At 65.2% G+C, this 19,102-nt stretch carries 17 protein-coding genes and 2 tRNA genes; 12 read left to right on the top strand and 7 right to left on the bottom strand.

All coding sequences use genetic code 11. The features are described 5' to 3' along the window. Positions 1 to 2: 2 nt before the first annotated feature. The 3 genes from R3P95_RS15210 to R3P95_RS15200 all read left to right on the top strand — a co-directional run bounded on the left by R3P95_RS15210 (position 3) and on the right by R3P95_RS15200 (position 5,509). On the top strand, positions 3 to 4,298 hold the full coding sequence (locus R3P95_RS15210) for an NAD-glutamate dehydrogenase (RefSeq protein ID WP_394855429.1): 4,296 nt from the start codon (positions 3 to 5) through the stop codon (positions 4,296 to 4,298). A gap of 64 nt (positions 4,299 to 4,362) precedes the next feature. After that, positions 4,363 to 4,827, top strand: coding sequence for an acyl-CoA thioesterase (locus R3P95_RS15205; RefSeq protein WP_068052572.1), 465 nt, complete (start codon positions 4,363 to 4,365; stop codon positions 4,825 to 4,827). Next, positions 4,820 to 5,509 (top strand): hypothetical protein, encoded by a 690-nt coding sequence (locus R3P95_RS15200; RefSeq protein WP_068052569.1) that lies wholly within the window; start codon positions 4,820 to 4,822, stop codon positions 5,507 to 5,509. The genes R3P95_RS15205 and R3P95_RS15200 overlap by 8 nt, the downstream gene beginning before the upstream one ends. On the opposite strand, the gene R3P95_RS15195 is transcribed toward R3P95_RS15200, so the two are convergent. After that, the gene (locus R3P95_RS15195) at positions 5,506 to 7,089 is read right to left on the bottom strand and encodes a glycoside hydrolase family 13 protein (RefSeq protein WP_317548697.1); all 1,584 of its coding nucleotides are present in this window, start codon (positions 7,087 to 7,089) and stop codon (positions 5,506 to 5,508) included. The genes R3P95_RS15200 and R3P95_RS15195 overlap by 4 nt on opposite strands. Positions 7,090 to 7,300: 211 nt before the next feature. Between R3P95_RS15195 and R3P95_RS15190 the strand changes: the two genes are divergently transcribed. Beyond that, entirely contained in the window at positions 7,301 to 7,768 is a 468-nt protein-coding gene (locus tag R3P95_RS15190; RefSeq protein ID WP_283347840.1) for a cupin domain-containing protein, read from the top strand. Positions 7,769 to 7,789: 21 nt separating this feature from the next. On the opposite strand, the gene R3P95_RS15185 is transcribed toward R3P95_RS15190, so the two are convergent. Together R3P95_RS15185 and R3P95_RS15180 are read right to left on the bottom strand one after the other, a co-directional pair. Continuing rightward, positions 7,790 to 8,185 (bottom strand): globin, encoded by a 396-nt coding sequence (locus R3P95_RS15185; protein WP_094640235.1) that lies wholly within the window; start codon positions 8,183 to 8,185, stop codon positions 7,790 to 7,792. A gap of 62 nt (positions 8,186 to 8,247) precedes the next feature. Next, complete coding sequence (locus R3P95_RS15180) at positions 8,248 to 9,207, bottom strand: mechanosensitive ion channel family protein (RefSeq protein WP_317548780.1); 960 nt, start codon at positions 9,205 to 9,207, stop codon at positions 8,248 to 8,250. Positions 9,208 to 9,438: 231 nt separating this feature from the next. Here R3P95_RS15180 and R3P95_RS15175 point away from each other — a divergent pair, with 231 nt between their 5' ends. The 3 genes from R3P95_RS15175 (at position 9,439) to R3P95_RS15165 (ending at position 10,897) form a co-directional block, all read left to right on the top strand. Continuing rightward, positions 9,439 to 10,101: an HNH endonuclease gene (locus R3P95_RS15175; RefSeq protein WP_176460278.1), complete on the top strand. Its 663-nt coding sequence runs from the start codon at positions 9,439 to 9,441 to the stop codon at positions 10,099 to 10,101. Positions 10,102 to 10,182: 81 nt separating this feature from the next. Then, positions 10,183 to 10,434 (top strand): aa3-type cytochrome oxidase subunit CtaJ, encoded by a 252-nt coding sequence (ctaJ, locus tag R3P95_RS15170; protein ID WP_068052560.1) that lies wholly within the window; start codon positions 10,183 to 10,185, stop codon positions 10,432 to 10,434. Then, positions 10,421 to 10,897, top strand: a complete 477-nt coding sequence (locus R3P95_RS15165) for a DUF5130 family protein (RefSeq protein WP_149406254.1) — start codon at positions 10,421 to 10,423, stop codon at positions 10,895 to 10,897. Before ctaJ ends, R3P95_RS15165 begins: the two co-directional genes overlap by 14 nt. A gap of 89 nt (positions 10,898 to 10,986) precedes the next feature. Here the strand turns inward: R3P95_RS15165 and pepN are convergent, their stop codons facing one another. Continuing rightward, positions 10,987 to 13,560, bottom strand: coding sequence for an aminopeptidase N (pepN, locus tag R3P95_RS15160; RefSeq protein ID WP_317548696.1), 2,574 nt, complete (start codon positions 13,558 to 13,560; stop codon positions 10,987 to 10,989). Positions 13,561 to 13,718: 158 nt separating this feature from the next. Here pepN and R3P95_RS15155 point away from each other — a divergent pair, with 158 nt between their 5' ends. After that, positions 13,719 to 14,336, top strand: a complete 618-nt coding sequence (locus R3P95_RS15155) for a mycothiol-dependent nitroreductase Rv2466c family protein (protein WP_068052542.1) — start codon at positions 13,719 to 13,721, stop codon at positions 14,334 to 14,336. Positions 14,337 to 14,396: 60 nt separating this feature from the next. Here R3P95_RS15155 and R3P95_RS15150 read toward each other — a convergent pair whose 3' ends face one another. Further along, positions 14,397 to 15,059 (bottom strand): DUF429 domain-containing protein, encoded by a 663-nt coding sequence (locus R3P95_RS15150; protein WP_317548695.1) that lies wholly within the window; start codon positions 15,057 to 15,059, stop codon positions 14,397 to 14,399. A 16-nt stretch (positions 15,060 to 15,075) separates the two neighbouring features. Here R3P95_RS15150 and R3P95_RS15145 point away from each other — a divergent pair, with 16 nt between their 5' ends. Beyond that, complete coding sequence (locus R3P95_RS15145) at positions 15,076 to 15,555, top strand: ribose-5-phosphate isomerase (protein ID WP_068052539.1); 480 nt, start codon at positions 15,076 to 15,078, stop codon at positions 15,553 to 15,555. Beyond that, positions 15,556 to 16,350 carry an Fpg/Nei family DNA glycosylase gene (locus R3P95_RS15140; protein WP_094640231.1) on the top strand — a complete coding sequence of 265 codons (795 nt, stop codon included), beginning with the start codon at positions 15,556 to 15,558 and terminating at the stop codon, positions 16,348 to 16,350. It abuts the gene before it with no gap. 5 nt (positions 16,351 to 16,355) lie between these two features. Here the strand turns inward: R3P95_RS15140 and R3P95_RS15135 are convergent, their stop codons facing one another. Together R3P95_RS15135 and R3P95_RS15130 are read right to left on the bottom strand one after the other, a co-directional pair. After that, positions 16,356 to 17,123, bottom strand: coding sequence for a DUF1542 domain-containing protein (locus tag R3P95_RS15135; protein WP_317548693.1), 768 nt, complete (start codon positions 17,121 to 17,123; stop codon positions 16,356 to 16,358). Between the two features lie 108 nt (positions 17,124 to 17,231). After that, positions 17,232 to 17,305: transfer RNA gene (locus R3P95_RS15130), tRNA-Gly, on the bottom strand. Between the two features lie 170 nt (positions 17,306 to 17,475). Between R3P95_RS15130 and R3P95_RS15125 the strand changes: the two genes are divergently transcribed. Together R3P95_RS15125 and tig are read left to right on the top strand one after the other, a co-directional pair. After that, a tRNA-Pro gene (locus tag R3P95_RS15125) sits at positions 17,476 to 17,549 on the top strand. Positions 17,550 to 17,661: 112 nt separating this feature from the next. Continuing rightward, a complete protein-coding gene (tig, locus tag R3P95_RS15120; RefSeq protein ID WP_317548692.1) occupies positions 17,662 to 19,041 on the top strand; it encodes a trigger factor in 1,380 nt (459 codons plus the stop codon). The last annotated feature ends 61 nt before the right edge of the window (positions 19,042 to 19,102 follow it).

Raw genomic sequence — 19,102 nt, 5'->3', positions numbered from 1 at the left:
GCATGCGTCGGGTACAGGCCGAGGTCGCCGATCTGCTCGACGGTGCGGCCGAGCGGGCCGGTGATGCGGAGTCCGACACTGCCGTCGAACATCGCGACGCAGCCGCGTTGCTGCGCTGGCTCGGCGACGGTCACTACACGCTCCTCGGCTACCGCCGGTACCGGCTCGGCGGCGTCGACGGTGCACGGACGGCCACCGGGGACGAGTCGAGCAGCCTCGGTGTGTTGCGCGACGCGGCCCACGACGTGCACGGTTCGGAGCCGCTCGGTCAGCGCGACCTGGTCGCCCTGACGCAGGGAGCGAGTCCGGCGACGGTGCACCGCGCCGTCTACCCCTACTTCGTCAGTGTTCTGGACGCCGAGAACTCCGCCGAACACCGTTTCGTCGGCGTCTTCACCGTGACCGCGCTGCACGAGAACGTGCTCGACATTCCGGTGATCGAGCGTCGGGTGCGCTCGGTGATCGCCCGGGCCGGTCATGATCTCGGGTCGTTCTCGGGTCAGGCGATGCTCGAAGTGCTGCAGTCGATGCCGCGCTCGGAACTGTTCGCCACCTCGGCGGCCTGGCTTTTCGAGACCGCGAGTGCTGTTCTGGCACTGGGCCGTCGGCGCAAGGTCAAGCTGTTCGTGCGGCCCGATGCCGGCGGGTCCTTCGTCTCCGCCCTGGTGTATCTGCCGCGAGATCGCTACACCACCCGTGTTCGGCTGGCCATTCAGGATCGGCTGCTCCGGGAGCTCGGCGGCACTTCTCTCGACTACACGGCGCGCGTGACGGAATCGGACCTGGCGCTGCTGCACGTGACCGTCCGCCGGACGCCGGGAACGGCATCGACGGAGCTGGCCGCCGAGGACATCACCCGGATCGAGGCGGCTCTCACCGAGACCACCAGAACCTGGGAGGACTCCCTCGGCGACGCGGTCTCGCTGGACCGCACCGTGGACCCGCTGCGGATTCAGCGCTACACAGAGGCGTTCCCCGAGGCCTACAAGCAGGACTTCAGTCCGGCTCGGGCCGTGACCGACATCGCTCGCCTCGAAGGGCTCGGCGACGAGTCGATCGACATGCAGCTCTACCGCAACGAGCAGTCGGCCGTGGGTAGCTGGCGGTTCTCGTTGTACATCGGCGGCGCGGGTGTCTCGCTGTCGCAGGTGTTGCCCATCCTGCAGAGTCTCGGCGTCGAGGTCGACGACGAACGGCCGTACCCTGTGGTGCGGCCGGACGGAATGTCGTGCTGGATCTACGATTTCGGGCTCTCGGCCTCACGCGAGATGCTGCGTTCGGCAATCGACGGTGACATCGACGCGGAGTTGTCCGAGGCGGGCACCGCCGATCGCGAGAGTCGAGTGCAGCACCGATTCACCGATGCGTTCGCGGCAGTGTGGAGCGGCGAGGCGGAGGCCGACCGGTTCAACGAGCTGGTCATGCGCGCCGGCCTGCACTGGCGGCAGGCAGTGGTGTTACGCGCGTACGCGAAGTACTTGCGCCAGGCCGGTTTTCCCTACAGTCAGTTCAACATCGAGGGTGTGCTGCTGACACACCCGCGCACTGCGCGGCTGCTCGTCGGGTTGTTCGAGGCGCAGTTCGATCCCGAGGCGAGTTCGGAGGAGAACGCGCAGTCGATCGGTACCCAGCTGGGTGAACTGATCGACGAGGTCGTCAGTCTCGACGCCGACCGAATTCTCCGCAGCATGTTCGAGCTGATCCGCGCGACCTTGCGCACCAACTACTTCGTGGTGGGGGTCGACGGCGAGCATCCGGAGTACCTCTCGCTCAAGTTCGATCCGCAATCGATCGCCGAATTGCCCAAGCCGAAGCCGAAGTTCGAGATATTCGTGTACTCGCCCCGCGTCGAAGGTGTGCACCTGCGATTCGGAGCCGTTGCCCGCGGCGGACTGCGCTGGTCGGATCGACGTGAGGACTTCCGGACCGAAATCCTCGGACTCGCCAAAGCCCAGATGGTCAAGAACGCCGTCATCGTGCCGGTCGGAGCCAAGGGCGGATTCGTCGTCAAGCGGCCCCCTGCCGTGACCGGTGACGCCGATCGAGATCGCCAGGCCCACGCCGAGGAAGGCAAGGCCTGCTACCGCCTGTTCATCGCCGGGCTGCTCGACATCACCGACAATCTCGACCGCGCTACCGGAACGGTGACGGTTCCCACCGGAGTCGTGCGCCGCGACGGAGACGACACCTATCTCGTCGTTGCCGCCGACAAGGGCACCGCGACCTTCTCGGACATGGCCAACGACGTTGCCGCGAAATACGGTTTCTGGCTCGGCGACGCCTTCGCGTCCGGTGGTTCGGCCGGCTACGACCACAAAGCCATGGGCATCACCGCCAAGGGTGCGTGGGAGAGCGTCAAACGCCACTTCCGTGAGCTCGGAATCGACACGCAGAGCCAGGATTTCACAGTCGTCGGCGTCGGCGACATGAGCGGGGACGTGTTCGGCAACGGCATGTTGCTCAGCCGGCACATTCGCCTGCTCGCCGCGTTCGATCACCGGCACATCTTTCTCGACCCCGACCCCGAGCGTGAGTCCTCGTTCGCCGAACGGGAGCGGTTGTTCGCACTGCCGCGGTCGTCGTGGGCGGACTACGACACCTCGCTCATCAGTGCGGGCGGCGGCGTGTGGGAGCGGACGCGCAAGTCGGTCCCGATCAGTGCGGCGGCGCGCGCCGCCCTCGGGCTGGGGGATTCCGTGGTCGCGCTGTCACCGCCGGAGCTGGTGAACGCGATCCTTCGGGCCCCGGCCGATCTACTGTGGAACGGCGGAATCGGTACGTACATCAAGGCGTCCACCGAAACCAATGCCGAGGTCGGTGACAAGGCCAACGACACGGTGAGGGTCGACGGAATCGACGTGCGCGCCGCCGTGGTGGGGGAGGGCGGCAACCTCGGAGCCACCGCACTGGGCCGCATCGAATACGCCGCTGCCGGAGGCAAGATCAACACCGATGCCGTCGACAACTCCGCGGGTGTCGACTGCTCCGATCACGAGGTCAACATCAAGATCCTGTTGGAGACGGCCATCACCAACGGCAACCTCGCGCGCGAGGATCGGGACGAGCTGCTCGCGTCCATGACCGACGAGGTGGGCCGGCTGGTGTTGTGGGACAACATCATGCAGAACGAACTGCTCGGCACCTCCAGGTTCGACGCACCGAGCCTGGTCACCGTGCACAGTCGGGTGATCGAGGATCTGGAAGTGCGCCGAGGTCTCGACCGCGAGCTGGAGGCGCTACCGACCGAGGCGGATCTACGGCGTCGCAAGCAGGACGGCCGCGGGCTGACCTCGCCGGAACTCGCGACGTTGATGGCTCACGTGAAGCTGGCGTTGGAGGCGGAACTGCTCGACAGTGAACTGCCCGACAGTGACGTCTTCGCTCCGCGGCTGCCCAAGTATTTCCCCGAGCCGCTGCGAGAGCCGTATGCCGCCGCTATCACCACGCATCCTCTCCGGCGGCAGCTGGTGGCCACGACGCTGGCCAACGAGGCCATCGACTGCGGTGGCATCACGTTCCCCTACCGACTGACCGAGGATTCGGGTGCGGCAGGCACCGACGCCATCCGTGCCTTCGCCGCCGCCACCGAGATATTCGGACTCGACGAGGTGTGGAACTCGATCAGGGCCGCGGACGTGCCGACTGCGGTCTCGGCCGAACTGTTGCTCGAGTCGCGTCGCATGCTCGACCGTGTCTCGCGCTGGCTGCTGGCCAACCGTCCGCAGCCGCTGGCCGTCGGTGCCGAGATCAGTCGGTACGCCGGTCAGGTGCGGGCACTGCAACCGTCGGTGTCCAGGTGGATCTCCGGGCATCAAGCCAGCGACCTGGACTCCCGCTCGGCTGCGGCGATCGAACGCGGCGCGCCGGCCGAGCTGGCGCGCCGGATCTACGGCTTGCTCGATGTGTACTGCCTACTCGACATCATCGATATCGCCGACATCGTCGACCGGGACGGAGCCGAGGTCGCCGAGCTCTACTTCGCGCTCGATGCGCACATCGGTATCGACTGGTTGCTCACCGCGGTGTCCAAGCTGGCCCGCGGAGACCGCTGGCATTCGTTGGCGCGCTTGGCTCTTCGCGACGATCTGTATTCCTCGTTGCGGGGAATCACGCAGGCCGTGCTTGCGGGCGGCGAGCCGGACGAGTCGGTTGCGGAGAAGATCGCCGAATGGGAGTCGACCAACTCGTCTCGTCTGGCGAGGTCTCGTGCGGCGTTGACCGAAATCGCCGAGTCGGGAACCCTCGACCTGGCCACCCTGTCGGTCGCTGCCCGACAGGTCCGCAACATGGTGCCCTGACCTTCAGCACCACATCGCCACGGGCGATACCGCCGATACTCGACCGAGAAGAGGAAACGACCACGTGAGTGTGCCCGACGCCCATCTGTCCGACAAGCGACCTGAAACCGAGCGAGTGGGCTTTCATGCCACCGTGGACGTGCGGTGGTCGGATATGGATGTGTATCAACACATCAACCATGCCCGGATGGTCACTCTGCTCGAAGAGGCACGCATTCCCTGGCTGTTGGTGGACGGGAGGCCGACGGCGAACCTGCGCCACGGCGCGGTGATCGCGGATCTGCACGTGAAGTATCGAGGCCAGCTCCGGCACGAGGACGGGCCCCTCGATGTGTTCATGTGGATCGACGCGGTGCGGGCGGTGGACTTCGTCGTCGGATACGAGGTACGAGCCCGGGGAGCGTCGTTGGACACTCCCGCGGCCGTGGTGGCCTCGACGCAGATTGCGGCGTTCGACATCGATGCGCAGCGGCTGCGCCGGCTCACTCCCGAAGAGCGTGAGTTTCTCGTGAGCTGGCAGCGTGTATGAGCGCGTACTGACCGTTCCCGATGCGGTCGAGCGGGAGAACCTGGCGACGTTCTGCACCAGGGCGCTGCGTTTGGACGAAGCTGCGGTGATCCGTATGCGGACCCGAGCGGGCGGAGGTGTGTCCTGCTGGGCTGCAACGGGTTTCGATGCTCTCGCGGCTCGGGTCATCACCGGCACCGTGGTGCCCGACGACACCAGTGCCGGTGCCGACGTGTTGGTCGCGGCTGTGCAGCAGGCGACCGACGGCGTGATCGACCCGGGATTTTCGATGGATTCCGCCTGGCGCGGAGCCCTGCCACCGGACGGCGGCTTCGGCCATCTCGACGATGTGCCGGCCCGGGTGCTCGTGGGGCTCGCGCAACGCGGCGTGGCACTGGCCAAGGAGCACGGCAGCAGTCACGGCCCGCCGAGTTCGTTGCTCGAACAGGAGGTTCTGCACGTCGCGGGCGAGAACGACGACGTCTCGATCTCGATGCGGACGGTATTCGCTTTGACCGCAATGGGTTTCGTGCCGCACAGTGGCAGCGACCCGTTGACCGTCGACGTCGACCCGGATCGGATCGCGCCCGACGAGGTGGTTCGTGTGCGGGTGTCGAAGGTCTGGCTACGTCTCGATGCCCGCTACGGCTCCGTCTTCGCTCGTCGCGCGGGACAACAGTTGTCGCTCACCGTCGAGCGTTAGACGAGCCACGCAGCGGCGTTCGCCGGAAGCCTGCCGTCCACCAACGGCGCACTGGCCAGCAGTAACTCGCCGGGAGGCAGCGGGATCGACTCGTCCGACGCGTTCAAGGCGCAGATCAGGCCACCGCGTCGACGAAATGCCAGGCAGCCGGGAGGAGATCCGTACCAGTCGACTCCGCTACCGGTGAATTCCGGACGTAGAGCCCGCAGCTCGAACGCCGTCCGATAGAGGCTCAGCATCGAATCGACGTCTTCGAGTTGCGCCTCGGCGGTGTACCCGTCCCATTCGGGCGGCATCGGCAACCAGGTTCGATCGGTGGAGGAGAACCCGAACGGTGGTGTGTGCCCCTCCCACGGCATCGGCACTCGGCAGCCGTCGCGGCCACGCTCGGCGTGCCCGGATCGCTCCCACACCGGGTCCTGCAACGCACTGTCGGGCAGTTGTACGTTCGGCAGCCCCAGTTCGGCACCGTTGTACACGAAAATCGTTCCGGGAAGGGCTAATTCGACGAGGATCATGGCGCGCGAACGCGCCCGACCGAGGTCCCCACCGCCGTACCGGGTGACCTCACGCTCGACGTCGTGATTCGACAGCGTCCACGTCGGAGTTCCGTCGACCAGTTCTACTGCGGCAACGGAATTGGAGATGGCATCGCGGATGGTTGCGGCGTCGAAATCGACACTGGCCAGCCGGAAGTTGAAACCCAGGTGCAACTCGTCGGGCCTGATGTACTCGGAGAAGCGCACGTTGTCCTGCACCCAGATCTCGCCCACGGTCACCGCTTCGGGGAATTCGTCCATGACGGCTCTGATGCGTCGATGCAGGTCGTGGACCCGAGGATTGTTGAACCGGGGATCGTCGTCGTCGTTCTTCATCAACGCGTTGAGTTCGAGACTCATGTCGGCCAGGTCGACGGGTTTGGCCATACCGTGTGCCACATCGAGCCGGAAGCCGTCGACGCCGCGGGAAAGCCAGAATCTCAGGGTGCGCGCGAAGTCGTCGAACACCTCCGGGTTGTTCCAGTTCAGATCCGGCTGCTCGGGCGCGAAGATGTGCAGGTACCACTGGCCGGGGGATCCGTCGGGCTCGGTGATCCGGGTCCAGGCCGGGCCACCGAAGATGCTCGGCCAGTTGTTCGGCGGCTGCGCACCGTCGTCACCACGTCCGTCTCGAAAGATGTAGCGGGCACGCTCGGCACTACCGCGGGCCGCGGTCAGGGCAGATCGGAACCACGGGTGCTCGCTGCTGGTGTGATTGGGCACCAGGTCCATCGTGACCTTTATGTCGCGCGCATGAGCTTCGTCGACCAATGCGTCGAAGATCTCCAGGTTGCCGAACAGGGGGTCGATGTCACGGGGATCCGACACGTCGTACCCGTGATCGGCCATGGGCGACCGGGTGATGGGTCCGATCCAGACTGCGTCGATTCCCAGCAGCTCCAGGTAGCCGAGCTTGTCGCGAATTCCGTCGAGGTCACCGATGCCGTCACCGTTGGAGTCCGCGAACGAGCGGGGATAGATCTGGTAGAAGACGGCGTCCTGCCACCACAACAGCTCGGAGCTTTCGATCGGATCGGTCACAAGGGGCAATAGTGCCAAACGATCGGCCACGGAACGATTCAGGGGCGTTGGGGCATGACAGGAGGCAACCTCGTACGTCAACGAACAGTAAAGCTTTGTGCTCATTCACATGACCGACTCGTGCCGGTTCGTTGGGAAAGTGTTGTATGTTCTGCTCCTGGAACCAGTAGCGGCGGAAGCCGCGCCCGACGGTGAGGACGCGACGGAAACCATGATCACTTCGACCATCGAAGCCGTACGACTCGGCGATATCGCGCTCGATGACAGCCCCATCGAGCCGACCTGGATTCTCGAAGGAAGCCCGCAGGCTCGCCTCGCCGAGTGGTCGAAGAGCATCGACGGCACCACCACCACCAACGTGTGGGACTGCACGGCAGGACGCTTCCGGTGGTACTTCGCCGTCGACGAGATCGTGCACATCATGGACGGTTCGGTGACCGTCTCGAGTGAGGATCACGCACCGCGCACCCTGCTTCCCGGCGATGCCGCACTGTTCCGTGCGGGCACCTGGTCGGAGTGGCACGTGGAGAGCTACGTACGCAAGCACGCCATCCTGCGCCAGCACCTACCCGCTCCCATGAGCTTCGCGCTCAAGGTGGCCGGCTCCGTTCGCGCGCGGGTGGGCAAGCTCAAGGTCGCCGTCGGCGGCAAGAGCCCGCAGCGCGTCGGATCGCTGTAGCCCGCTGCGCTGTCGGGGCCGTCAGATCGCCGAGTTCATCATCGAATTGGCGGCCATCTCCATGTAGTCGATCAACTGGGCTCGGTGTGCGGAGTCCATGACCTCGGGGGCGATCGACGCGATCGCGATGTGCATGCAGCGCAGCCACGCGTCTCGCTCCATCGGTCCGATCCGAAACGGGTTGTGGCGCATGCGAAGTCGAGGATGGCCGCGCTCGTCGGAGTAGGTTCGCGGCCCGCCCCAGTACTGCTCGAGAAACATCCGCATCCGCCGTTCGGCCGGTGCCAGATCCTCCTCGGGGTACAACGGCCGCACTATCTCGTCCTTGGCGACTTCCTCGTAGAACTTCGCCGTGAGTGACCGGAACGTCTCGGCACCGCCTACCGCGTCGTAGAACGTCTGCTGCGGTTCGGTCATCACACTCTCTCTTCTGGGGTCGTCGGCGGGCTCCGGTCGGCGTCGCTACCGACCATTGTCCCTCAGGAGCCGGGCTCGGCTGCGACCCCACCCGGGCGTCCCAGTGCATAGGGTGCCTTGATGCCGGCGTCGACGAAGGCCTCGAGGATGTCCTTGTGAATGCGGCGCTGGACGGCCCATTGGCGTCCTGGCCGCGTCTTGATCGTGATGCGGATGGTGACGGTGTCGGCGCTGACACCGTTGACTCCGAGCATTTCGGGTGGTTCGAGAATGTCGTTCTCGAAGTCGCCGGACTTCACCGACTCCAGAGTGGTGCGTTCGGCCACCTCGCAGGCTTCTTCGATGTTCGCGGTGTGCGAGACGGGCAGATCCAGAACCGCCACCGCGAAGCCCTGGCTCATGTTCCCCACACGCAGTACTTCGCCGTTACGGCAGTACCAGACCGTGCCGTTGATATCTCTGATCGTCGTCACACGTAGACCCACGCTCTCGACGGTTCCGGTGGCCTCGCCGAGGTCGACGACATCGCCCACTCCGTATTGATCCTCCAGCAGCATGAAGATGCCGGACAGGAAGTCTCGTACCAGGTTCTGGGCACCGAAGCCGAGGGCTACGCCGACGATCCCCGCGGACGCGATGAACGGTGCGACGTTGATGCCGATGACATCGAGAACCGAGAGCAGGAACCAGGTCAGGATCATGACCGACACTGCCGACTTGAGCACCGAGCCGATCGTGTTGGCCCGTTGTTTCCGACGTTCGTTGAGAATCGCGCCTTGGACGGTGCTCGACGATCGGTCGCGGAGCGGTCGTAGCAGCATCGGAGACTTGCCGACCTCGTTGCGGGTGAAGCGGGCGATCATTCTGTGCAGAACGAGGCGTAACACGATGGCGAGGGCCAGATAGCCGAGAATCTGCAGCGGACGATCGACCAACCAGTCGCGTCCGGTCTCCGTCAGCTCGAACGCTCGGGTGTCGAGATCTCGCAACAGCGACGGTTCGGAGAGGGACGATGCGGACAGGAAGGTTGATACAGACACCCGAAAAGTCTACGGAGACGCAGAAATCTTGCCAGTCACGCAGCGCATGGAGCCGTCGTTCGTCGTTCGTGAACGCGAGGATGCGAGATGTTCACCGATCGGCAACAGAAAATGCCGGGAAAAAGGCTGTGCGAGGAGGGTGCATTCGTGTTCCACTGTGACTCGTGTTCCACGCAAGCCATGCGCGGGCGCCGACTGTTTCTGGAGCAACGCATGAAGAACTCGCAACACCGCCATCGACAACTCCCGCCCACTGAGGGCCGCACCACGCACGACCAGCGTGAGACGGCCTCGGGGGCTTCTCCGCTGCGTGTGGTGCCGACGGCCCACAGTGCCACGGGCGACGACGCCGTACCGGCGTGGGTCAAGCGCCGTGTGCTGCTCCTCAATGCCACATTCGAACCACTGACCGCGCTTCCGATGCGCCGGGCGGTGGTTCTTCTCGTTTGTGGGAAGGCCGACGTGGTGCACGACGATCCGGAGGGGCCGTTCATCCGGTCGGCCGACCGCTCTGTGCAGGTGCCGTCGGTGATCAGACTGCGGACGTTCGTCCGTGTTCCGTATCGAGCCCGGGTACCCATGACACGACAGGCGCTGATGCACCGCGATCGGTTCCGGTGCGCATACTGCGGAAGCAAGGCCGAGACCGTCGACCACGTGGTTCCGCGTAGCCGCGGAGGTGGCCACTCGTGGGAGAACTGTGTCGCCTGCTGCGCCTCGTGCAACCATCGCAAGGCGGACAAACTGCTCAGCGAGATCGGCTGGACGTTGCGCGCCCAGTTGGTGCCGCCGAAGGGTCCGCACTGGCGACTGTTGGCGACGACGAAGGAGCTGGATCCCAGTTGGCTCGCGTACCTCGGTGAGGGCGCTGCCTGACTCGGGCGCGCCTGCACTTTTCGGTCACAACACCGGCCCCGACGTGGTCCGACGCGCAATTGTCGACTAACGTCACACCCTGTGAGCATTTTTGAGACCACGCTGATATTCGGGGTGATTCCGGTTGCGGTGATCGGACTCCTCGGCGCGTTGTCCTACTTGACCGACAAGCAGCCCGGTATGGACGTTCCGCCCTACCGACTGACGGACGAGTGGACGCGCGAGCCATTGCTGTGGACTGCTACGGACGAGGTGACTCCTTTCGGAGGTCATGGTTCGCACGGTGCCGACACAGCCGACTCGATCGGAGGTTCCGCAAGTGGCAAGTGGTGAACTCGTCCGCAGTGACGTCAGAGAAGAAGACCTGCCCGTGGGTGCTGCCCTCACCGCGAGCGGCCGCATCTCGGCTGCTCACGAATTCGGGACGACCAATCCCGAGCACCTGCCGTTCGCGACGCAGGACCTGGTTGCACTCGACGATGCACTCACGCAGGCGATTCGACAGACCAAGATCCGGTTCAACGTCTACATCGGTGATCTCGGCGTCGATCCCGCTGCGGGTGCGGATTCGGTGTTCCCCGGTACACCCGATGCCATCCGTTCGGTCCTGATCGCCGTCGACCCCAATCGGCATGCTCTCGAGATCCGCACCGGCAGGCGAGTGTCCAACCGTGCGACCGACCGGGTTGCACAGTTGGGTGTCACCGCCGCGCTCGGTCCGTTCCGCGACGGCAATCTCATCGACGGTCTGGTCACGGCCGTCCGGGTGATGACCGCGTCCATCCTCAGCCCGTAACTCTCCACCTCCAAACCGCGCTTCCACGACGAGGGCCGGTTGTCCACCTCGCGGTGGGCAACCGGCCCTCGTCGTCTGTGCCGTCCAGATCAGCTCGCGTCGAACTCCCGCGCAGCGAGAGCCCGGACTACGCCGGCCCGTCCCTCGATCACCAATCGCCGAAGGGCGGGCGGCAGATCACCGTCCAGGAACCCGTCCGCGGCGGCCAGCGACTGCTCACTGATCGACCAGGACGGATACAGCCCGATCACCACGGTCTGCGCGACCTCGCTCGAACGGCGCGCCCAGACACCTTCGACAGCGTCGAAGTAGCGGGCGACGTAGGGTTCGAGCAGCTCGCCCTGACCTGGGCCGGCGAAGCCGCCGATGATCGAGCGCGCCGTGATGTTGGGAACTGCGTCGTCGTCGACGACTGTCGTCCAGGCCTGCTCCTTGACCTCCGCGCTCGGGCGTGCGGCACGTGCCGCCGCAGCCGACCGGGCTCCGGCGGCAGTGTTGTCCCTGCCCGCCTCGGCGTCGATCACCGGCGAGTCCAGGCCGTCGGCGTCGATCGCCCCGGCACCGGCCAGGGCAGTGACGATGCGCCACCGCAGATCGGTGTCGACTCCCAGACCGGACAGACCCTGGCCGTCGATGTCACCGTCGAGCAGAGCCTTGAGCACGTCGATGTGGCGATCGCCGAGTTCGATGCCGGTGAGGGCGTTGACGAAGGCCAACTGGTGATCCGAGCCTGCCTCGGCCCCGCGGGCCAGCTCGAGCAGAGCGTCGGCGAACTCGGGGGTACCGTGTTCGGCTGCCCACGCCGGATCGGCGTAGCTGGTGATGGCGGTCTGCGCTTGAAGCAGAAGACGTTGCACCACACCCACTTCCGTCTCACCGCCGATTCCGCGCTGGACGAGGGCAACGAAGTCTCGCGCTTTCATCTCGGCGGATCGAGTCATTTCCCAGGCCGCCGACCACGCAAGGGTGCGGGGGAGTGGTTCGGCGATGTCGCCGATTCGGGAAAGCAGGACCTCGAGTGAATCCGGGTCGAGACGCACCGCGCAGTACGTAAGGTCGTCGTCGTTGACCAGAACGAGCTTGCCGCGCGAGACACCCACCAGCGCGTCGACAGTCGTCGATTCGGCGGCATCGAGGTCGAGTTCGACGCGGTCGGTGCGCACCAGCTTGCCGTCGACGTCGTCGTAGATGCCGACCGCGATGCGGTGTACGCGATGCTCGCCCGCACCCGGGGCCGCACCGGTCTGCAGCACCGAGAAGCGGGTGAACTTGCCGTCGGCGTCGACGTCGAAATCCGGGCTCAGGGTGTTCAGGCCGGTGGTGCGCAGCCACTGGGTGCCCCAATCGGACAGATCGCGTCCCGACGACTTCTCCAGTGCAGCAAGGAGATCCGAGAACGTAGCGTTGCCGAAGGCGTGATCGACGAAATACGCCCGCAAGCCGGCGAGGAAGTCCTCCTTACCGACGTACGCCACCAGTTGCTTGAGCACACTGGCGCCCTTGGCGTAGGTGATGCCGTCGAAGTTGACCTCCACGGCCGCGAGATCGGGAATGTCGGCGGCGATGGGATGCGTCGACGGCAGCTGGTCCTGGCGGTACGCCCAGGCCTTCTCGACGTTGGCGAAGGTGGTCCACGCGTTGGTGTACTCGGTTGCCTCGGATTGGCACAGCACCGAAGCGAACGTCGCGAACGACTCGTTCAGCCACAGGTCGTCCCACCACGTCATGGTCACCAGGTCGCCGAACCACATGTGTGCCATCTCGTGCAGCACGGTCTCGGCGCGCCGCTCGTACGAGGCGCGTGTCACCTTGGACCGGAAGACGTAGTCCTCGAGGTACGTGACGGCACCGGCATTCTCCATCGCGCCGGCATTGAACTCGGGCACGAACAGCTGGTCGTACTTTCCGAAGGCATAGGGAGTGCCGAAGTTCTCGTGGTAGAAACCGAAGCCCTGCTTGGTCTCGGTGAACAGGCGCTCCGCGTCCATGTGCTCGGCAAGCGATGCGCGGCAATAGATTCCGAGGGGAATGGTGCCGTGGTCGTCGGTGTACGAGTCGGTCCACTCCGAGTACGGCCCGGCGATCAGCGCGACGAGGTAGGTGCTCATCGACGGGGTCGTGTCGAACACGTGCTCGCCCGCTGCAGGCTCGGCGGCGTGCGCAGCATTGGAGATGACGGCCCAGCTCTCCGGCGCGGTGACCTTCACATCGAAGGTGGCCTTGAGATCGGGCTGATCGAAGCAGGCGAACATGCGCTTGGCATCGGCGGTCTCGAACTGCGAGTACAGGTAGACCGAATCGTCGGACGGGTCGACGAAGCGGTGCAGACCTTCTCCGGTGTGCGAGTACACGCAGTCGGCGTCGATGACGAGCTCGTTGTGCTCGGCCAGATTCTCGAGCGCCAGGCCCGTCGACTCGTCGTAGTTCGCGGTATCGAGACCGGTGCCGTTGAGCGTCGCGGAGCGGATCGTGCTCGCGATGATGTCCACGAAAGTCGACGCCCCGGCGGTGGCCGCGAACGTGATGGTGGTGAGCGAGCGGAAAGTCTTCTCGCCCGGATTGCCCTCGCCGTCGGTGAGATCGAGAACGATCGCGTACTTCGTTTCCCCGATGATCGCCGAACGTTCGGAGGCTTGGTCACGCGTCAGGTTGGGAGCAACCACTTCAGTCGACACCTCTTCGTGTAGTTATGGATAGTGCCGTCCATCCCATCACGTCACGCGTACCCCGCGCTGGCCGACGGGCCGTGTGGAATGTCTGCGCGGTGGGCGGTTGTTACGCAGTGAAGAGATGTTGACCTCGACTTCCAAGGAGTAGGACAGTGGCCGGTTCAGGACAGAAAGACACTGCGGATTTTTGGTTCGACCCACTGTGCCCGTGGTGTTGGATCACCTCGCGGTGGATTCTCGAAGTGCAGCAGGTGCGAGACATCGATGTGAACTTCCACGTCATGAGCCTGGCAGTACTCAACGAGGGCCGCGATCTGCCCGAGGAGTACGCCGCGATGATGAAGAAGGCCTGGGGTCCGGTTCGCGTTGCGATCGCCGCAGCCAAGCTGAAGGGTGACGAAATCCTCGACCCGTTGTACGCGGCCATGGGAACGCGAATTCACAACGAGGGCAACAAGGATTTCGACGTCGTGATCGCGGAGTCGTTGGCGGAACTGGACCTGCCCGGTGACCTGGCGAAGGCCGCCGAGAGCACCGACCACGACGAGGACCTGCGGACCAGCCATCACGCAGGCATGGACAAGGTCGGACCCGATGTCGGCACCCCGACCATCCACGTCAACGGCGTGGCCTTCTTCGGCCCTGTGCTGTCCCGAATCCCACGTGGCGAAGAGGCAGGCAAACTGTGGGACGCATCGGTGATCTTCGCGTCGTACCCGCACTTCTTCGAGCTCAAGCGCAGCCGCAACGAGGACCCGCAGTTCGACTGATCGCGCTTCCCCTCGTGCGTGGAACTCGTAGTAGGAGTATAGATTTCACGCACGGGGGCGCTAGGCCACGATTCGATCCTTGCCGTCCGCGGTGCCGAACGTCAGATGCTCGCCGAGGTGGAAGCGTCGCGCCGACCACGCCGCTGCGGCCGCATCGAGGAAGTCGTCGACGGCGGGTCCGGGTGGTAGATCGGCCAGGTCGGCGTGTTCGCTCCATCGCATCAGGGCGGCCAGCCGTTGTCCGACACCACGGCCGCTCTTCTTCGACGAGAAGACCGTTTTCGGTGACATGGCCCGGAACGAGCATTCGGGATGTACCTCGACGTACCTGTCCCGATCGAAGTCCGCATCCCGCCACGCCTTCACGGACGGCAGGATGTGCCACGTCTGCTTGCTGATCGCTTTGCCGGTGATCGCCCGCGAGATCGAGCACGCCTGGTCGTACGACGCGGCGTCGAGTACGTCGACGACAGGTGTGTGAAATATCGAGCTGCGTGCCGGGCCCAGGAACGCCTTCGCCTCCAGTTCGCTGACGCGATAGCCCTGCTCGGGCAACGACAGCGGCATGTCGACGCCCACCCGAGCGCAGTCCCGTGTCACCTCGAGCACCTCCGTCACCGACGCGCACGCGGTCCACGTCAACGTCGTCTCGGCCAGAACCGCGACCACCCACGCGCCTTTCGCGCCGTCCACACCGGCGAATTTCTTGGCTTCGGAGTTCACCTGTCAGACTCTAGGCATGCGCGTATACCTGGGTGCCGACCACGCCGGCCTCGAGTTCAAGAATCAGATCATCGAACACCTGACGGCGACCGGGCACGAGCCCGTCGACTGCGGTGCCTTCGACTACGACCCCGTCGACGACTACCCGGCATTCTGCATCGACGCAGCACGTCGCGTCGTCGCCGACCCGGGTAGCCGCGGCCTGGTGCTCGGCGGTTCCGGCAACGGCGAGCAGATCGCTGCCAACAAGGTGCCGGGCGCTCGCTGCGCGCTGGCGTGGAGCGTCGAGACCGCCAAGCTGGCCCGCGAGCACAACGACGCTCAGCTCATCGGCATCGGTGGCCGCATGCACACCCTCCCCGAGGCCCTCGCCATCGTCGACGCCTTCCTCGGCACTCCGTTCTCGGGCGAGGAGCGCCACCAGCGCCGCGTCGACATCCTGTCCGAGTACGAACGCAGCGGCGAGGCACCCGTCGTGCCGGGAAAGCCCGAGTAGGTGCCCGAGGGGCACACTCTGCACCGACTGGCTCGGTTGCATCAACGTCGGTTCGGCGGGGCACCGGTCGAGGCGAGCAGTCCGCAGGGGCGCTTCACCTCCGGTGCCGCGCTGATCGACGGTCTCGTACTGGAGAAGGCCGAGGCCTGGGGCAAGCATCTGCTGCACCGATACGAGTCGGATCTGATCGTGCACATCCACCTCGGCCTGTACGGGAAGTTCACCGAACAATCGGTGCCGCTGAACGATCCGGTGGGTGCCGTGCGGTTGCGCATGGTGGGGGAGAAGTACGGAACCGACCTGCGCGGACCCACCGCCTGCGAGATCTACACCGAGGAGCAGGTCGACGCCCTGGTGGCGCGCCTGGGACCGGACCCCCTGCGCAAGGACGCGGACCCGGACGGGGCTTGGGCACGAATCTCCAAGTCGCGCACGGCAATCGGAACCTTGCTGATGGATCAGAAGGTGCTCGCCGGCGTCGGAAACGTCTACCGCGCCGAAATTCTGTTCCGGCACGAGATCAACCCGATGCGACCGGGCAAGGACCTCGATCGAGCAGAATGGGACGCGATCTGGCTCGACCTCGTGGAACTGATGAAGATCGGTGTTCGACGCGGTCGCATCATCACCATCCGGCCCGAGGACGATCACGGCGACACCTACGGTGCTCGGCGACCGCGCTCGTACGTCTACCGCAGGCAGGGATATCCTTGCCGGGTGTGCGGAGCAGACATCCTGCACTCGGTGATGCAGGCGCGAAACCTGTTCTGGTGCCCGGTCTGTCAGGCGACCTGAGCGATTCAGAAGCCGAAATCGCCCAAGCCGCCGCCGATGTCGTCCCCGCCCCCGCTGTAGTCGTCCCCGCCCCCGCTGTAGTCGTCCCCGCCCCCGCTGTAATCGTCGCCGCTACCGCCGTCCGAACCGTCGGCCCCCGTCTCGCCGCCGGCCGCGGTCTCGGCCGGAACGCCGGCCATGCCGGAGAACATCGCCGAGAACAGGAACATCGATCCCATTCCCCATGCACCGGCGACGAGGGCGGGACGCCACCACGGCTCGGAGTACCAGCCCGCGGGCACCGGCCGGCCCGCGACACGGCCACCCGGGTAGTAGTTGGGGGTGCGATCGGACGGATCCGGTGATGCCGCGATCTCACGGCCCTCGAAGTCGACCTTGCGTTCCTCGGTGACGCGCCCTGCCTGTTGCTGGCCGTCGATGCCCTGCACCTCCGGGCCGGGATCCATGCCCATGGCCAGTCGTGCGGCGCGGATGTAATAGAGGCCCTCGAGCGCGGTCTGTTTGGCCAGTCTGGCTTGTTCGGGGGTGGTGGCCTGGTCGATCTGTGAACCGGCAGCGATGTTGCGTTCGGATGCATCGGCCAGGGCCTGCTTGGACGGTGTGTCGGTACCGATCAGGTTGTAGACCTGACCGCCGAGGCGTTCGATCGACTGGCGGGCATCGGCCTTGGCGTCGGCCAGCGCGGTTTCGGCAGCCGCAGCCGAGTTCTTCTTGCTGCGCAGGACCAACAGGGCCACTGCGGCGACGACGATGACGATCAGGATTATTTCCACTGCGGGCCTTCCGCCGACGGTGCATGCCCGGTTCTACGGACAATTCGGACACCGTCCAGAGTACGCGGACACGAAAAAGCCCCGCACTGACAGTGCGGGGCTTCTCGATGGAGCCGATGACGAGAATCGAACTCGCGTAGCCTGTTTGGAAGACAGGGGCTCTACCATTGAGCTACATCGGCGTGCAAACAACAGTCGTGGGATCGCCAGTTCCGTCGCCTGCGTTTCAAGACTGTACCCAACGCCGACGCAGGATTCCAAACCGGCCCGCCGCGACCGGTTCCGCCGAACGTCATCGGTGGGGCGCCCATGGGGGGCTACTATCGGTTGCTGTTCAATGGTGTGGGTACGACGGGGTGTGGCGCAGCTTGGTAGCGCATCCGCTTTGGGAGCGGAGGGTCGCAGGTTCAATTCCTGTCACCCCGACAAATGAGGGCCGCAGGCACGGTTCGCCGTGTTCGCGGCGAGCGAGGTAAGACCGCAAGCCAGCACCGTAAGCACCACCAGCAAGCAAGAATTACCAAAAGGAGCATGTTCCGTGAAGAGCACCGTCGAGCAGCTGAGCCCGACGCGAGTCCGTATCAACGTTGAGGTGCCCTTCGAGGAGCTCAAGCCTGATTTCGACCGCGCGTACAAGGCTTTGGCTCAGCAGATCCGCCTCCCCGGCTTCCGTCCCGGCAAGGCTCCGGCCAAGTTGCTCGAAGCGCGCGTCGGCCGCGGGGCAGTTCTCGAGCAGGTCGTCAACGACGCTCTTCCCGCCCGCTACTCCGAGGCCGTGACCAACGAGAAGGTCAAGGTCATCGGCCAGCCCGAGATCGAGATCACCAAGATCGAGGACGGCACCGAGCTCACGTTCACCGCCGAGGTCGACGTCCGTCCCGAGATCGATCTGCCCGACTACTCGACCATCAGCGTCGTCGTCGATCCGCTCGAGATCAAGGACGAGGCCGTCGACGAGCAGCTGCAGTCGCTGCGCCAGCGTTTCGGCACCCTGACCGGTGTCGATCGTCCCGTCCAGTCGGGCGACTTCGTCTCGATCGATCTCTCGGCCACCGTCGACGGCGAGAACGTCGAAGAGGCAACCGCGAGCGGACTGTCCCACGAGGTCGGCTCCGGCCAGCTCATCGACGGACTCGACGACGCGATCATCGGCGTCTCCGCGGACGAGTCGAAGGAGTTCACCTCGACCCTGGTCGCCGGTGAGTACGCAGGCAAGGAAGCCGTCGTCACCGTCAAGGTCGTGTCCGTCAAGGAGCGCGAGCTGCCCGAGGCCGACGACGAGTTCGCCCAGCTGGCCAGCGAGTTCGACACGTTCGACGAACTGCTCGCCGATCTGAAGACGCGCGTCGAGCGAGTCGCGAAGGTCGAGCAGGCCGGTCAGATCCGCGACAAGGTGCTCGAGACCCTGCTCGACACGCTCGAGATTCCGGCTCCCGAGGCCGTCGTCAAGGCCGAGGTCGATTCCCAGGTGCACGAGGCCATCCACGGTCTCGACCACAACGAGGAAGCACTGGCCGAGCTGCTCGAGTCGCAGGGTTCGAGCCGCGAGGAATTCGACAAGGACGTCAGGGAAGGTGCCGAGAAGTCGGTACGTACCCAGCTCCTTCTCGATGCGATCGCCGAGGCCGAGAACACGCAGGTCGGGCAGGAAGAGCTCACCGAGCGGATCATCTTCCAGGCGCAGCGCTACGGCATGCCGCCCGAGCAGTTCATTCAGCAGGTGCAGCAGGCCAACCAGCTCGGTGCCGTGTTCGCCGATGTCAAGCGCGGTAAGGCGCTGGCTTCGGTCGTCGAGCGTGTCACCGTGACCGACACCACCGGCGCGACCGTCGACACCGCAGAGCTGTTCGGCAGCCCCGCCGATGCTCCCGACGAGGTCGAAGCAGCAGATTCTTCCGAGGGCGAACAAGAGAAGTAACGCTCACAGCGAACGACGGCGGTTCCGGGACTCCGGAGCCGCCGTCTTTCGTTAGTGTCTG

It is taken from the genome of Rhodococcus cercidiphylli, from assembly GCF_033042225.1.
Taxonomy (GTDB): domain Bacteria; phylum Actinomycetota; class Actinomycetes; order Mycobacteriales; family Mycobacteriaceae; genus Rhodococcoides.
This window is presented reverse-complemented; position numbering and strand designations above follow the sequence as displayed.